Origin of the sequence: Paracoccus sulfuroxidans, assembly GCF_007830335.1 — a bacterium.
In the GTDB taxonomy this organism is placed as follows: domain Bacteria; phylum Pseudomonadota; class Alphaproteobacteria; order Rhodobacterales; family Rhodobacteraceae; genus Paracoccus; species Paracoccus sulfuroxidans.
Genome location: NZ_VLKU01000003.1, coordinates 301,761 through 315,899 on the forward strand (window position 1 = coordinate 301,761; position 14,139 = coordinate 315,899).

At 64.4% G+C, this 14,139-nt stretch carries 15 protein-coding genes; 4 read left to right on the plus strand and 11 right to left on the minus strand.

Annotated elements, in window-relative coordinates; all coding sequences use genetic code 11:
* Positions 1-25: 25 nt before the first annotated feature.
* From infB to pip, 5 genes are all read right to left on the minus strand, one after another.
* Positions 26-2,626 (minus strand): translation initiation factor IF-2, encoded by a 2,601-nt coding sequence (infB, locus tag IQ24_RS06285; protein ID WP_145396956.1) that lies wholly within the window; start codon positions 2,624-2,626, stop codon positions 26-28.
* An 8-nt stretch (positions 2,627-2,634) separates the two neighbouring features.
* The gene (locus IQ24_RS06290; RefSeq protein ID WP_145396957.1) at positions 2,635-3,252 is read right to left on the minus strand and encodes an RNA-binding protein; all 618 of its coding nucleotides are present in this window, start codon (positions 3,250-3,252) and stop codon (positions 2,635-2,637) included.
* A gap of 15 nt (positions 3,253-3,267) precedes the next feature.
* Positions 3,268-4,965, minus strand: a complete 1,698-nt coding sequence (gene nusA, locus IQ24_RS06295) for a transcription termination factor NusA (protein WP_145396958.1) — start codon at positions 4,963-4,965, stop codon at positions 3,268-3,270.
* A gap of 3 nt (positions 4,966-4,968) precedes the next feature.
* On the minus strand, positions 4,969-5,562 hold the full coding sequence (rimP, locus tag IQ24_RS06300; protein WP_145396959.1) for a ribosome maturation factor RimP: 594 nt from the start codon (positions 5,560-5,562) through the stop codon (positions 4,969-4,971).
* A gap of 176 nt (positions 5,563-5,738) precedes the next feature.
* Positions 5,739-6,731, minus strand: a complete 993-nt coding sequence (gene pip / locus IQ24_RS06305) for a prolyl aminopeptidase (protein ID WP_145396960.1) — start codon at positions 6,729-6,731, stop codon at positions 5,739-5,741.
* Positions 6,732-6,781: 50 nt separating this feature from the next.
* Here pip and ubiG point away from each other — a divergent pair, with 50 nt between their 5' ends.
* The gene (ubiG, locus tag IQ24_RS06310; protein ID WP_145396961.1) at positions 6,782-7,534 is read left to right on the plus strand and encodes a bifunctional 2-polyprenyl-6-hydroxyphenol methylase/3-demethylubiquinol 3-O-methyltransferase UbiG; all 753 of its coding nucleotides are present in this window, start codon (positions 6,782-6,784) and stop codon (positions 7,532-7,534) included.
* A 60-nt stretch (positions 7,535-7,594) separates the two neighbouring features.
* Here the strand turns inward: ubiG and IQ24_RS06315 are convergent, their stop codons facing one another.
* The 4 genes from IQ24_RS06315 to IQ24_RS06330 are packed head-to-tail and all read right to left on the minus strand — an operon-like array spanning position 7,595 to position 9,960.
* Entirely contained in the window at positions 7,595-8,089 is a 495-nt protein-coding gene (locus tag IQ24_RS06315; RefSeq protein WP_145396962.1) for a MarR family winged helix-turn-helix transcriptional regulator, read from the minus strand.
* Entirely contained in the window at positions 8,086-8,943 is an 858-nt protein-coding gene (locus IQ24_RS06320; protein ID WP_145396963.1) for a carbon-nitrogen hydrolase family protein, read from the minus strand. The genes IQ24_RS06315 and IQ24_RS06320 overlap by 4 nt, the downstream gene beginning before the upstream one ends.
* The gene (gene grxC / locus IQ24_RS06325) at positions 8,940-9,203 is read right to left on the minus strand and encodes a glutaredoxin 3 (protein ID WP_145396964.1); all 264 of its coding nucleotides are present in this window, start codon (positions 9,201-9,203) and stop codon (positions 8,940-8,942) included. The genes IQ24_RS06320 and grxC overlap by 4 nt, the downstream gene beginning before the upstream one ends.
* Positions 9,204-9,243: 40 nt before the next feature.
* Entirely contained in the window at positions 9,244-9,960 is a 717-nt protein-coding gene (locus IQ24_RS06330; RefSeq protein ID WP_145396965.1) for a ComF family protein, read from the minus strand.
* A gap of 18 nt (positions 9,961-9,978) precedes the next feature.
* On the opposite strand from IQ24_RS06330, the gene IQ24_RS06335 reads away from it, so the two are divergent.
* Both IQ24_RS06335 and hemH read left to right on the plus strand, forming a co-directional pair.
* A complete protein-coding gene (locus IQ24_RS06335; protein WP_242007942.1) occupies positions 9,979-10,836 on the plus strand; it encodes a methyltransferase domain-containing protein in 858 nt (285 codons plus the stop codon).
* Positions 10,833-11,864, plus strand: coding sequence for a ferrochelatase (gene hemH, locus IQ24_RS06340; RefSeq protein ID WP_145396966.1), 1,032 nt, complete (start codon positions 10,833-10,835; stop codon positions 11,862-11,864). Before IQ24_RS06335 ends, hemH begins: the two co-directional genes overlap by 4 nt.
* Before the next feature lie 45 nt (positions 11,865-11,909).
* Here hemH and IQ24_RS06345 read toward each other — a convergent pair whose 3' ends face one another.
* Complete coding sequence (locus tag IQ24_RS06345; RefSeq protein ID WP_145396967.1) at positions 11,910-12,569, minus strand: L,D-transpeptidase; 660 nt, start codon at positions 12,567-12,569, stop codon at positions 11,910-11,912.
* 231 nt (positions 12,570-12,800) lie between these two features.
* Here IQ24_RS06345 and dalA point away from each other — a divergent pair, with 231 nt between their 5' ends.
* A complete protein-coding gene (gene dalA, locus IQ24_RS06350; protein ID WP_145396968.1) occupies positions 12,801-13,322 on the plus strand; it encodes a divisome-associated lipoprotein DalA in 522 nt (173 codons plus the stop codon).
* Between the two features lie 221 nt (positions 13,323-13,543).
* Here dalA and IQ24_RS06355 read toward each other — a convergent pair whose 3' ends face one another.
* Entirely contained in the window at positions 13,544-14,074 is a 531-nt protein-coding gene (locus IQ24_RS06355) for a L,D-transpeptidase family protein (protein ID WP_145396969.1), read from the minus strand.
* Positions 14,075-14,139 lie beyond the last annotated feature (65 nt).

Below are 14,139 nucleotides of genomic sequence, written 5' to 3' on the forward strand. Positions count from 1 at the left end.
GGTGGGATGGGGAGGTGGCACCAGCTTAAAGCTGGCGCTGCACTTCCTCGCGCTCGAAGATCTCGATGACATCGCCCTTGCGGATGTCGTCGTAATTCTCGAAGGCCATGCCGCATTCCTGACCGGACTGGACTTCCTTGACCTCGTCCTTGAAGCGCTTGAGCGTCTTCAGCGTGCCCTCATGGATCACCACGTTGTCGCGTAGCAGACGGACGCCAGCCGAGCGGCGAGCGACGCCTTCGGTGACCAGACAGCCTGCGACGTTGCCCACGCCCGAGACACGGAAGACTTCGCGGATCTCGGCATAGCCGATGAAGTGTTCCTTGACTTCGGCCGACAGCAGGCCCGACGCAGCGGCTTTGATGTCATCCACCAGATCATAGATGATCGAGTAATAGCGGATCTCGACACCCTTCTGGTTCGCGCTGGCGCGCGCCGGGGCATTGGCACGGACGTTGAAGCCGATGACCGGGGCCTGGCTGGCTTCGGCCAGACCGATATCGGATTCGGTGATCGCGCCGACGCCATAGTGCAGCACGCGCACGCGGACCTCGTCGTTGCCGACTTTTTCCAGCGCCTGAACGATCGCTTCGGCCGAGCCCTGCACGTCCGCCTTCACCACCACCGGCAGTTCGGCGACCGACTGGTCGGCTTTCGCCTTGGCCAGCATCTGGTCCAGTGTGATCGCGGCACCGGCTGCGGCACGTTTGTCCTTGGCGGCGTTGATGCGGTAATCCGCAATCTCGCGCGCCTGCGCTTCGGTCTCGACCACGTTCAGCACGTCACCCGCTTCGGGCGTGCCGTTCAGGCCCAGAACCTCGACCGGGACCGAGGGACCCGCTTCGTCGACGCGGTCGCCCTTGTCGTTGATCAGCGCGCGGACCTTGCCCCACTGTTCGCCGACGACGAAGATGTCGCCGCGCTTCAGCGTGCCGTTCTGCACCAGAACCGTCGCCACGGGGCCACGGCCCACGTCAAGCTGTGCCTCGATCACCGCGCCCTGAGCCGGGCGTTCGGGGTTCGCGGTCAGTTCAAGGATTTCCGACTGCAGCGCGATGGCTTCCAGCAGTTGATCCAGACCCTGACCGGTCTTGGCCGAGATCTCGACGTCCTGCACATCGCCCGACATCGCCTCGACGACGACTTCGTGCTGCAGCAGGTCCGTGCGGACTTTCTGCGGGTTCGCGGTCGGCTTGTCGATCTTGTTGATCGCGACGATCATCGGAACCTTGGCCGCCTTGGCGTGATTGATCGCCTCGACCGTCTGCGGCATCACGGCGTCATCGGCCGCAACCACCAGCACGACGATATCGGTCACCTGCGCACCACGGGCACGCATCGAGGTGAACGCGGCGTGGCCGGGGGTGTCGAGGAAGGTCAGCAGCGAGCCGTTCTTCGCCTTCACCTGATAGGCACCGATGTGCTGGGTGATCCCGCCCGCTTCGCCGGAAACGACGTTCGCGTTGCGGATCGCATCCAGAAGCGAGGTCTTGCCGTGGTCGACGTGGCCCATGATGGTCACGACCGGAGGCCGCGACTGCAGATCCTCGGGCTTGTCGACGACGGTGTCGATGACCTGTTCCACGTCCGAATCCGACACGCGGATCGTCTTGTGGCCGAATTCCTCGATCACCAGTTCGGCGGTGTCGGCGTCGATTGCCTGGTTCGCCGTGACCATCATGCCCATGCGCATCAGCGACTTGATGACGTCAGGCGTACGCTCGGCCATGCGGTTGGCCAGTTCCGAGACCACGATGGATTCGGGCAACTGGACGTCGCGGGCCTGTTTTTCGGCGCGCATATTGCCGCCCATCGCCTTTTGACGGGCTTTTTCCTGCTTGCGCTTCATCGCCGCGATCGAGCGCTGGCGGCCGCCTTCGCCGTCGCCAAGCGCCTGGTTGATCGACAGCTTGCCGGTCGTGCGGCGGTTGTCGTCACGTGCCTTGTTACGGCTGTCGCGGTCATCGCCGGCGCCACGACCGTCGCGGTCACGCTCGGTCTTGCGCGGAGCTGCGGTGCTGACGCCCTTGGTCTCGGCGCGAGCGGCAGCAGCCTCGACAGCGGCGCGGTCCGGAACAGCGGGCTTTTCGCCCGGAGCCGCGGGCTTCGCGCGTGCATCGGTCTTGGCGCGTGCGGCAGGCTGGGCGGCGGCGCGCTGTTCGCTTTCGCGGGCGCGCTGCTGAGCCTCGGCCGCTTCACGGACGCGACGCTCTTCTTCTTCGGCCTTTAGGCGAAGGGCCTCTTCACGCTCACGCTCTTCGCGCTCGCGGGCCTCAAGCTCGGCCCGGCGGCGTTCGCGTTCTTCCTCGCGTGCCTTTTCGTCGGCCTCGCGCTGTGCGGCCTCATCGGCCTCGCGGGCCTTGGCGGCGCGCAGGGCGGCCATACGGCGTTCCATCTCGGCGTCCGAGATGCCAGCCGGGCGTTTGGAAGGATCGCCGGAAACCGCCGAGGGTGACCCCGAACGGCCGCCGCCCGCACCGGTCTTGCCCGGCACGACGACGCGCTTGCGCTTGGTCTCGACGACCACATTATGGGTCCGGCCGTGGCTGAAGCTTTGCTTCACACTGCCCGAACGGCCAGAGCCGCCACCAAGACCCAAGGGTTTCTTACCGTCGTTATCGCTCATTCCGATCTTCATTCCTTCCCGGCGGAAACATCGCCGTCATGCCCGCGCAGACCATTCAGTCTGCTCGCGTCCCTGATCAGTTTGTCAGTCAGGCCCCCCGGCGCAAGCGCGCTGTGTATGACATGATCGCGCCCAAAGGACAAACCCAATTCTGATGCGGTCAGACAACCGAACCACCGCCCACCGGGCGGCGTCCACAGCTTGCCTTTTCCGCGTTCCGAGCCATCGCTCGCCTGCAACAGGACTTTGGCCTTTCCGTTGGCCAGCCAGTCCTTGACCTTCTCGAAGCCTGCCACCGCAAGCCCGGCCTTCCGGGCCAGCGATAATGTGTCGGTGACACGTCGCGCAAGCCCTGCTTCTATCATCGCCAGCAACTCGGGCGGGGCCTTGACCTGAGCCTTGGCCCCGCGCGAGAAAAGTCCCTTGCCCGCCGCCTTGTCCAGCGCAGCACGGTCCGAGATCACCCAAAAGCCGCGACCAGGCAGCTTTTCGGCAAGGTCGGGGACGACCTCGCCTTCGGGGCTGGCCACGAAACGGATCAGCCCAGCCCTTGGCTGGACCTCACCCGTGACGATGCAGCGCCGTTCAGACGTCTCGCGGTCCTTGGTCAGTCCCCCGCGTGTCATGCTTCTCCCGGGGCGTTACACCCCGGCCTCCTGACCTTCGTCCTCGTCACCGGCTTCGCCATCGGCATCTTCCTCGGCAGCCTTCTCCAGCTCGCTCGGGTCGACCCAGCCCAGCATGACGCGTGCGGTCATGATCATGGTCTGGGCGTCTTCCAGGCTGACAGAGTAAGGCTCAAGCAGCCCTTCGTCCTTCTTGCGCTGACCGTTTTCGGTGGTCCAGCCGCCGGCCAGTTCCCAGTCGGCGCAGGTCGCGAAATCTTCCAGCGTCTTCACGCCGTCCTTGGCCAAAGCCTCGACCATCTGCGGGGTCAGCCCTTCGAATTCGATCAGGCTGTCTTCCGCACCAAGGGCACGGGCGTTTTCCAGAGCGGCACGATTGACCGCCTCCAGATGCTCGCGTGCACGGGTCTGCAGTTCTTCGGCAGTGCCTTCATCGACGCCTTCGATGGACAGCAGTTCGTCCAGATCGACGTAGGCGACTTCTTCAAGGTTGGTAAAGCCTTCTGCCACCAGAAGTTGGGCAAAGAACTCGTCCAGATCAAGAGCGTCGACAAAGAGTTTTGTCCGCGCGTTGAATTCAACCTGACGACGCTTCGATTCCTCTTCCTCGGTCAGGATGTCGATATCAAGGCCGGTCAGCTGCGAGGCAAGGCGCACGTTCTGGCCGCGACGGCCAATGGCCAGCGACAGCTGTTCGTCGGGCACCACGACCTCGATCTTGTTGGCCTCTTCGTCGAAGACGACCTTGGCGACCTCGGCAGGCTGCAGCGCGTTCACCAGGAACGTCGCCTGATCGTCCGACCACGGAATGATGTCGATCTTTTCGCCCTGAAGCTCACCCACGACCGCCTGCACGCGCGAGCCGCGCATACCGACGCAGGCGCCGACCGGGTCGATCGAGTTGTCATAGCTGATGACCGCGATCTTGGCGCGCGACCCCGGATCGCGGGCGCAGGCCTTGATCTCGATGACGCCGTCATAGATCTCCGGCACTTCCATCTTGAAGAGCTCGGCCATGAACTGCGGATCGGTGCGCGACAGGAAGATCTGCGGGCCACGGGTCTCGCGGCGGACGTCCTTCACATAGGCGCGGATGCGGTCGTTCGGGCGATAGCTCTCGCGGCCGATCTTTTCATTGCGGCGCAGGATGGCTTCGCCACGGCCCACATCGACGATGATGTTGCCATATTCCTCGCGCTTGACGACGCCGTTGATGATGGTACCGGCGCGGTCCTTGAATTCTTCATACTGGCGGTCACGCTCGGCCTCGCGGACGCGCTGCAGGATGACCTGCTTGGCCGATTGCGCGGCGATGCGGCCCAGCTCGACCGGGGGCACCTGCTCCTGGAAGACGTCGCCGATCTGCGGGCCGCCCACGAAGCTTTCGACCTTCGCGCCGTCGCGGGTCCAGTAGCTGTCGGATTTCTTGCTGGCTTCGAAATAGGGCTTCGCCTGATCGATGGTCAGCTGCGCCTGATAGTTCTCGACCTCTTCATCGGCGACGACGGTGCGGACGCGGGTGAAGGTGGCGTTGCCATTCTTGCGGTCGATCTGGACGCGAATGTCCATTTCCGAGCCATAGCGCGACTTCGCAGCGCGCGCGAGGCTGTCTTCCATGGCCTCGATCACCAGATCGGGATCGATCATCTTCTCGCGTGCGACAGCTTCGGCGGTCTGCAGCAGCTCAAGCTGGTTGGCAGAGGTGATGGCCATTGGTCACTCCTTCAGGTCGGCGGCGTCGCCGTCTTCGGTTTCGATTTCGTCAAAGATGGTTTCATCCAGATTGTCGATCTGGACGCCCGAATCCTTCTTCTGCTTCAGCATCTCGGCGATCAGCTCATCGGTCAGGACAAGCTTCGCATCCGAGAGCAGGTCGAAGTTCAGCCCGATGGTGCCTTCTTCGATGTTCAGCAGCACTTCCTCACCCTCGACACCGGCCAGAACGCCCTTGAAGCGCTTGCGCCCGTCGATGGGCTGGTTGGTTTCCAGACGGACCTCATAGCCCTCGAAGGTCTCGAAGTCCTTGAGGCGCGTCAGCGGCCGGTCGATGCCGGGGCTGGAGACCTCAAGATGATAATTGTCCTCGATCGGGTCTTCGACATCCAGAACGGCCGAAACGGCGGTCGAGATATCGGCACAATCATCGACATTGATCCCGCCCTCGGGACGGTCGGCCATGATCTGCAGCGTGGCGGTCTTGCCGCCCTGCAGGCGCACGCGCACCAGTTCGAACCCAAGGTCTTCGATGACCGGGCCGATGATCTCGGCCAGACGCCGGTCGATGGCGGTCTTGGCAATGAGTTCGGTCATGGTGACTCCAAATACAAAAAACGGGCCCTTGCGGCCCGTGCGACTTACCGGTGGGCAGGTTGTGGAAGCCTGCGCCGCTGTTGAGTGGCATATAGGGGCGAATCTGCGCGAATGCAAGGAAAAGCCGCATGCGGTCGGAATCGCCTTGCCGGGTCACCGGTCGGGGGCGGCGATGCCTAGCGCAGGACGCCTGCATCATCGTCGCGCATCCCGTCCATCACACGCACCAGTTCCAGCGCGATTCGCGGCTCGCTGAGCGCATGACCCGAGGCTGCGACCATGCGCAGCTGCGCCCGTTGCCAACCCTCGGCCAGCTCCCATGCGGTCTGCGGCGGGCAGACCATGTCATAGCGCCCCTGCACGATCACCGCCGGAATATGCTCGATCATATGGCGGTCGCGCAGCAACTGCCCTTCCTCAAGGAAGCAGTTGTTGACGAAGTAATGGTTCTCCAGCCGGGCGAAGGCGCGGGCGTAATCGGGCGGGGCATTGCTGCCCCCGGCAATCTCGAGCCCCGCCAGCGAGTTTTCCCAGCTGAGCCAGGGCAGCGAGAAGCGCACCTCTTCCGAACGGTCGCCGCTGAACAGCCGCCGGTGATAGGCGCCGATCAGATCGCCGCGCTCATCCTCGGGGATCAGGCGAGTGAACTCGGCCCAGCGGTCGGGGAAGAAGCGGGCCACGCCGCCGCCATAGAACCAGTCCAGCTCGCGCTTGCGTGCCAGAAAGACGCCGCGCAGCACCAGCGCGGTCACCGCATCCGGCGCGGCCTCGGCCGCCGCAATCGCCAGCGTCGCCCCCCAGCTGCCGCCGAACAGGATCGAGCGCTCGATCCCCAGCTCGCGCCGGATCAGGGCGATGTCGTCCAGCAAATGCTGGGTGGTATTCGCCTCGATCGAGGCATGCGGCCGCGACCGCCCGCAGCCGCGCTGGTCAAACAGCACGACGCGATAGGCCGAAGGGTCGAAAAAGCGGCGCATATAGGGGCTGCACCCGCCGCCCGGGCCGCCATGCAGGACGATGACGGGAGTGCCCAGGGGATTGCCGCTCTGCTCCAGATAGATCTGGTGACCATCGCCCACATCGATCATGCGCTGGTCGAAAGGCTCGACCATCGGATGAAGTTTGCCCTGCGACGGACCCCCGCCGATTTGCCCTGCCAATCTGTCCATGACATCACTATACAGCGCCGCGCACGCGCCCGCCACATGAAGGACGGCACATGACCGAAACGACAGCACAAAGCAGCATCGATCCCGCCGAGGTCGCCAAGTTTCAGGCAATGGCCCGGGAATGGTGGGACCCGAACGGCAAATTCAAGCCGCTCCACATGCTGAACCCGACGCGGCTGGACTATGTCACCGCCCAGATCGCCGCGCGTTTCGGTCGCGACCTGAAACAGCCCCGCCCGTTCGAGGGGCTGAGCCTCCTCGACATCGGCTGCGGCGGCGGCCTCATGGCTGAACCGATGGCCCGACTTGGGGCAAAGGTCACCGGCGCGGATGCGGCCGAACTCAACATTTCGGTTGCAAGCCTTCATGCCGCCGAACAGGGGCTCGACATCGACTACCGCGCCACCACCGCCGAAACGCTTCTGGCGGAAGGGGCCGGTTACGACGTCGTCCTCGCCCTCGAAATTGTCGAGCATGTTGCGGTCCCGGCCGAATTCATCGCCACCTGCCAGGCATTGACGCGACCCGGAGGCATGCTGATCGCCTCGACCCTGAACCGCACCGCCCGCAGCTTCGCAGCCGCCATTGTCGGCGCCGAATGGATCATGCGCTGGCTGCCGAAGGGCACACATGACTGGCAGCGTTTCATCACGCCCGCCGAACTCTCGCAAATGATAAGCGCCACTGGCCTCCAGCCCGTCGACAGCTGCGGCATGGTCTTCAACCCGCTGGGCTGGAGCTGGTCGCTCTCACACCGCGACCTCTCGGTAAACTACCTCATCACCGCCCTGCGCGACGCCTGAGGCTCGCAAACTTCTCTGTTGCCCAAATACCCAAAAAGACGCCAGCCCGACGCCGACGCCTCAGCGCGGCGTCTGGCGCAGCGTCTCTTCCAGCTGCTTGCGCAGCATCCGCAGCACGGGCAGGGCGGCGCGCACCCGGTCCGCGCCCACATCCCGCACCACATCGGCGATTCGCGGCATGAATGAGGCCAGCGCCGCATCCCGCGCCGCGCGGCCCGCCGGGCTGATCGCCACGAACTTGCGCCGCGCGTCGTCCCAGTCGGGGCGGATATGGACATGCCCGGCCCATTCCAGCCGCGATAGCGTGTTGGTCATCGCGCCACGCGTCACATGGAACGCCTCGGCCAGTTCGGCGGGGCTGCGCTCGACATTCAGATGCGCCAGCAGGTTCAGGACCGAGAAATGCGAAATCTGCATCCCCTTCGGCAGCGATTTCCCGATCAGGTCACGCGCCAGCTGCTCCGAGATGAACACCTCCGAGATCAGGCTGGCCGCCAGCGCATCGGCCGGCTCATCCGCCTGCGGGGGCGGACTGGAAATCTGCTTTTCAGTCATGGGCCTAGAAAATCGCGATCATGCGTCAGGGATGGGATGCGGGACCGTGCCTCAAGGACGGCCCTGGGGTCAAGCTCGACGATGGCGATGCCGGGCTCTTCCCCTGCGTCGACCAGCACTTTGCCCCAGGGGTCAACGGCCAGGGAATGGCCATGGCTGCGCCGCGGCCTGCCGCCCTTGGACAGCCGGCGCGGATGGGTCCCGCATTGGGCGGGGGCCAGCACATAGCTGCCATTCTCGATGGCGCGGGCGCGCAGCAGCACCTCCCAATGGGCCGCGCCGGTGGTGTCGTTGAAGGCGGCGGGCACGGTCAGCACCTCGGCCCCGGCCTGCGCCAGCGCACGGTAGAGGGCGGGAAAGCGCACATCGTAACAGATGGTCATGCCCAAAGGCGCGGGGCCCTCGGCCAGCACCGCCCGCTCACCCGGGCGGAACGCGGCCGACTCGCGATAGCTCTCGGTCTCCGAAATCACCACGTCGAACATATGCAGCTTGTCATAGCGCGCGACGATCTCGCCCTTGGGCGAGATCAGGAAGCTGCGGTTGACATGGCGGGCCTCATCCTCAGCCTCGCTTTTCAGCGAAAGCGAGCCGATCAGCAGCCAGATCCCCAACTCGGCCGCATCGGCGCGCAGGGCGGCAAGGGTCGGGTCCTCGGCCTCGGTGCGCAGGACGCGGGCCTGCGTTGCGCGGTTCGCGCCCAGAAGGTTCGTGGCCTCGGGCGTCAGCACGAAGCCTGCGCCCGCCGCTGCGGCCTCACGGATCAGCGCGCGCGTCACCGGCAGGTTCGCCGCCGGATCGTCCGAGACGTTCAGCTGGACCAGCCCGGCCTTGACGGGCTGCCAGTCGCTCATGCCGCAAGCCCCAGCAGACCGTCGAGCTTGCCCTCGCGCTCCAGCGCATGCAGATCGTCACTGCCGCCCACATGTTGCCCGTCGATGAAGATCTGCGGCACCGAGCGTCGCCCGCCCGCGCGTTCCATCATGGCAATGCGCAGGGACGGATCGGCACCGACATCGGTTTCCTCGAAGGCGACGCCCTTGCGGGTCAGCAGGGCCTTCGCCGCAAGGCAATAGGGGCAGGTGCGTGTGGTATAGATTTCGACCTTGGCCATGATCGTTCGGCTCCGTGGGTGGATATATGTTTCCCCTTATCTAGGTGTCCTTGACCGCGCGCGCCAGCACCAGCACCGAGACCTGCCCCGCACCTGCGGCCACCAGCGCCTCGGTCGCCACAGCCAGCGTCGCGCCCGAGGCCATGACGTCATCGACCAGCAGCACGGGCTTTCCCGCAATTGCCTGCAGCGCGCCCGCGCGCAGGGTGATCGAGCCCTGCTGGTTCAGCGCCCGCGCCGCGAAATCAGCCTGACCCTGCGATGGAGTATAGCGGGCGCGGCGCAAAAGATCGGGCGCATGCACCAGCCCATGCGTCAAAGCGACGCGCCGCGACAGCATCGCCGCCTGATTGAACTTGCGCATCATCAGACGACGCGGATGGATCGGCACCGGCGTCACCACCATTCCCGGCTTGATGAGCGACTCCCCCACCCGCGCCAGCCAGACCCCAAGCGCCGGGACCAGATCCAGCCGGTCGCCATGCTTCAGCATCATCGCAAGCTTGCGCCCCGTGCCGCGATAGACCAGCACCGCCCGCCCGTCCTGCCAGGGTCGGGGGATTGCCAGGCAATCGTCGCAATGCACTGGACCCGCATCCTCACCCGGAGGCAGGGGCACGCCGCATTGCGCGCAGGAATGCGCGTTGATGAATTCCGTGTCTTGCCAGCAGGTGCCACACAGCGCCCCTTCCTCGACCACCGGCTCGGCGCAGCCAAGGCATTGCGGCGGAAAGAACAACCGCAATGCGCCTTTCATCAGGGCCTGAACCACCCTATGTTCCCCTCCAACATGCAGACCGTCCCATCCTCTCAGAGCCCGAAGCTGACAGATCGCCCCGCACTTGAGCGGAACCGCGTCCGGTCCCGTAAACTGGGGACGGTCGATTTCCTGCATCGAATCGCCGCCGATGAGATCGAGGATAGGCTCTCCGAGATTAACAGATCGTTTAACGACGTGGCGATTGTCACCGGCCACCCCGAGCTCTGGCAGGACTTCCGCCCCGGTGCCCGGATCGTGCCCGACACGCCGGTGCTGGACCTGCCGCTGGCCTCGTTCGATCTGGTGATCCACGCGATGGCGCTGCATTGGGCCGATGACCCCGTGGGCCAGCTGGTACAATCGGCGCGCGCGCTGCGCCCCGACGGGCTGCTGATCGCCGTCTGTCCCGGCGGCCAGACCCTGACCGAATTGCGCGACAGCCTGATGCAGGCCGAGACGCAGCTCACGGGCGGCCTCTCGCCTCGCGTCCTGCCGATGGGAGAGATCCGTGATCTGGGTGGGCTGATCGGGCGGGCAGGGCTGGCCTTGCCGGTGGCCGATCTGCTGACGCAGCGCGCCAGCTATCGCAACCTTGCACATCTGGCGCAGGATCTGCGCGGCATGGGCGAGGGGAACGCGCTTGCCCAACGTCTGCGCCGCGCGACCGCCCCCGGCGTGATGCGCAAAGCCGCCGAAATCTATGCCGGACGCTATGCCGATCCGGCTGATCCGACCCGGATCCGCGCCACTTTCGATCTGGTCTTTCTGACCGGCTGGGCGCCCGATCCCTCTCAACAGAAACCGCTTCGCCCAGGGACGGCCCGCACGGCCCTGGCGGATGCGCTTGCAGCGACAAGGAAGACGACGCCATGAGCCGCCCAGACCGCGCCCCCTCGGACCATCCCCAGATCGCGACCCCGCGCATCGGGGTGCTGATTGCGAACCTGGGCACGCCGGATGCCACGGATTACTGGTCGATGCGCCGCTATCTGAGCGAATTCCTGTCGGACAAGCGGGTGATCGACTATCCGGCGTGGAAATGGCAGCCTCTTCTGCAGGGGATCATCCTGTCGAAACGCCCCTTCACCTCGGGCGCAAACTATCGCCTGATCTGGAACAATGAGGCGAATGAAAGCCCGATGATGACCATCACCAAGCGCCAGGTCGCGGCGCTTTCGGCCGAGGCACAGCGGCGCTGGGGCGATCAGGTCATGGTCGATTTCTGCATGCGCTATGGCAACCCCTCGACGCCGGATGTGGTCGAACGGATGGTGAAGGCGGGCTGCCAGCGCATCGTCTTCCTGCCGCTTTATCCGCAATATGCCGGCGCGACGACGGCTACGGCGAATGACCAGTTCTTCCGCGCCCTGATGACGCAGAAATGGCAGCCTGCCGCGCGGACCGTTCCCGCCTATTTCGACCGCGAGGACTATATCGACGCGCTGGCGAATTCCGTCACGCAGGCCTTGGGCGGGCGCATTCCGCAGCGGCTGGTCGCCAGCTATCACGGCATGCCCAAGCGCTATCTGATGGAGGGCGACCCCTATCACTGCCAGTGCCAGAAGACCTCGCGCCTGCTGCAGGCCCGTCTGGGCTGGCCCGATGGGGTGATCGACACGACCTTCCAGTCGGTCTTCGGGACCGAGGAATGGCTGCGCCCCTACACCGTCCAGCATGTGGCCGAGCTGGCGAAGCAGGGGGTGACGGATATCGCCGTGATCTCTCCGGCCTTCGCGGCGGATTGCATCGAGACGCTGGAGGAAATCCAGGGCGAGATCCGCGAGGCCTATGAGCATGCCGGCGGCAAGGATTTCACCTATATCCCCTGTCTCAACGACAACCCCGACCATATCGCGATGCTGGCGAACCTTATCGGCGAAAACCTGTCGGGCTGGATATGAAAAAGGCCCCCGAAAGGGGGCCGTTTCCGTCGTTCCGGGCTGCGGTTACAGCAGCAGAACCTGCGTGCCCACATTGGTGAGCGCGAAGAGTTCCTGAATATGTTCGTTGTAAAGGCCGATGCAGCCGTTCGACGATTTCCGACCGATCTTGCGCGTGTCATGCGTGCCGTGGATGCGGTAATACTGCCAGCTGAGCCACAGCGCATGCGTGCCCATCGGGTTCAGCGGGTCGCCCGCAGGGACGAAATCCGGCCATTCCGGGTTCGCCTTCTTCATCGAGGGCGTCGGCGCCCAGGTCGGACCCTCGACCTTCTTGATGATCTCGGTGCGGCCGGTGCGGGTCAGCTCGGGGCTGACCGGGACCGAGGTCGGGAACAGGCGGTAGGTCTGCCCGTCTTCCCCCCAGTAATGCAGCGCGCGCGAGGTCAGGTCGACCAGCACCGCACCATTCGTCAGATTGGTGAAATAGGGCTGCCAGTCCTGCATGCGGAAGCTGGAGATGTTGCGCCGCGAATCCTGCTGCGAATCATATTGCACGACCCCGGCATCCGGGGTTGCGCCGCCGCCTGCACCCACCAGAGCCTGGCCGGTATAGGGGTCGATCGCCTGAGCAAGCGCGGGGCTGGCCAGACCGGCTGCGCCAATCGCGGCCGAAGTGGTCAGAAATGTCCGGCGCGACAGGTCCGGTTTTTTCTGGGTGGTCATCTCATGCTCCTGATAGGTGCCATAGCCGCTTGGCGCGGTCTGTGCGCGATGGGTAAGTATGTGCCTTCCTCAATTCTGCGCATTTACGCCCGTGCGCGAGTCTATGCAAATAAAACCAGCGCTATTGAGGCAACAGGGTTGATGCTTGTGACCTTCACGCAATCTTGGGTTTGATTGGGAACCGGCGCTTCGATATGCGTGTCACCAAAATATCATCCGGGACAGGAAATCATGCTGAAACTGAGCACTTTGGCCATTCTCTCTGTGCTGGCGCTTGCCGCTTGCCAGTCGCGTGGTCCGCAATTGGGTCCTGACGGGCAGCCGATTCCGGTCGCCTACAAGATCACCCCGCGCGATGAGGCCGAGATTCCGGCCCGCGTCATGGGACAGATCAACATGCTGCGCGCCAATGCCGGGCTGGCGCCGGTGGCCGAAAGCCAGCAGCTGAAGGCCGCTGCCGTGGCGCATGCGCGCGACATGTCGGCGCAGAACCGGGCCTGGCATTTCGGCTCGGACGCGTCCTCGCCGCTCGACCGGATCCGGCGTCAGGGCTACATGGGCCATCTGATCGGCGAGAACATCAGCGAGACCTATGAGAATGAGATGGTGACGCTGAACGCCTGGATGCAGACCCGCGATACCCGCGACATCATCATGGACCCGCGCGCGACCGAATTCGCCATCGGCTGGTATCAGGAGCCGTCGGGGAAAGTCTGGTGGGTTCTGCTGACCGGCGGAAACTTCAGCGCCTGATCTGAGGTTTTGCGCAATTCAGGGCGGTCGCGGCAGGTGCTGCGGCCGTCTTTTTTATTTCTGGCCAATAATCTGCGGGACGATTGGGGTAATCCGGTTTCGAAAGCGCATCTAAATATTTCGCATTGTTCGGCTAAATCGAGGCGGCGCGGAAAAGAAAAGGCGGGCTCGCGGCCCGCCTTCCTTTATCTGTCAGGCGTGCGGCCTTGTGCCGCCTGCCGTCACGGATAGATGAAAATCGGTACGCCCGGACGGACCATGGCGAAAATCTCTTCGATTTCCTGGTCGTTGACGGCGATGCAACCGGCGGTCCAGTCGGCACGGTTGATCGCGCGCCCCTCGGGGCCGAGGCCGTGGATGAAGATATCACCACCCGGACGACGGCCCGAGGCCGCCGCGAAGGCCACGTCTTCCGCCCGGGGGTAAGAGATCCCGACCGACAGGTGATAACGGCTTTGCGGGTTGAAGCGGTCGATGAAGAACATCCCCTCGGGTGTCTTGCCATCGCCTTCGAACCGTTTGGTTCCAACGGGTTGGTTGCCGAGGTTGATCTGATAGGTCTTCAGCACCGACTTGTCGCTGATCAGATACAGCTTGCGATCCGATTTCTTCACGACGATCTGCGTTACCGGCGGGCCGTCATAGCTGCGGAACTTGTTGACCGGTTGGTTCATGCCGCTGTCGCCGCTGCCGCAGCTTGCCACTACGGCAACACCAACCACCGCGATCAATGCGCGAAATGCCCTTATCATGACTGCCCTCTGCCCACGCGTTTGCGTTTCTGCTTTCCCCAAGAAATAGCACAGAGGTTAAAATT

Coding starts and splice junctions, on each gene's coding strand:
- pip (WP_145396960.1), bottom strand. CDS start 6,731: ATGGACAGATTGGCAGGGCAAATCGGCGGGGGTCCGTCGCAGGGCAAA.
- dalA (WP_145396968.1), top strand. CDS start 12,801: ATGCTGAAACTGAGCACTTTGGCCATTCTCTCTGTGCTGGCGCTTGCC.
- IQ24_RS06315 (WP_145396962.1), bottom strand. CDS start 8,089: ATGACTGAAAAGCAGATTTCCAGTCCGCCCCCGCAGGCGGATGAGCCG.
- IQ24_RS06345 (WP_145396967.1), bottom strand. CDS start 12,569: ATGACCACCCAGAAAAAACCGGACCTGTCGCGCCGGACATTTCTGACC.
- hemH (WP_145396966.1), top strand. CDS start 10,833: ATGAGCCGCCCAGACCGCGCCCCCTCGGACCATCCCCAGATCGCGACC.
- IQ24_RS06330 (WP_145396965.1), bottom strand. CDS start 9,960: ATGAAAGGCGCATTGCGGTTGTTCTTTCCGCCGCAATGCCTTGGCTGC.
- IQ24_RS06320 (WP_145396963.1), bottom strand. CDS start 8,943: ATGAGCGACTGGCAGCCCGTCAAGGCCGGGCTGGTCCAGCTGAACGTC.
- nusA (WP_145396958.1), bottom strand. CDS start 4,965: ATGGCCATCACCTCTGCCAACCAGCTTGAGCTGCTGCAGACCGCCGAA.
- grxC (WP_145396964.1), bottom strand. CDS start 9,203: ATGGCCAAGGTCGAAATCTATACCACACGCACCTGCCCCTATTGCCTT.
- IQ24_RS06355 (WP_145396969.1), bottom strand. CDS start 14,074: ATGATAAGGGCATTTCGCGCATTGATCGCGGTGGTTGGTGTTGCCGTA.
- infB (WP_145396956.1), bottom strand. CDS start 2,626: ATGAGCGATAACGACGGTAAGAAACCCTTGGGTCTTGGTGGCGGCTCT.
- rimP (WP_145396959.1), bottom strand. CDS start 5,562: ATGACCGAACTCATTGCCAAGACCGCCATCGACCGGCGTCTGGCCGAG.
- IQ24_RS06290 (WP_145396957.1), bottom strand. CDS start 3,252: ATGACACGCGGGGGACTGACCAAGGACCGCGAGACGTCTGAACGGCGC.
- ubiG (WP_145396961.1), top strand. CDS start 6,782: ATGACCGAAACGACAGCACAAAGCAGCATCGATCCCGCCGAGGTCGCC.
- IQ24_RS06335 (WP_242007942.1), top strand. CDS start 9,979: ATGTTCCCCTCCAACATGCAGACCGTCCCATCCTCTCAGAGCCCGAAG.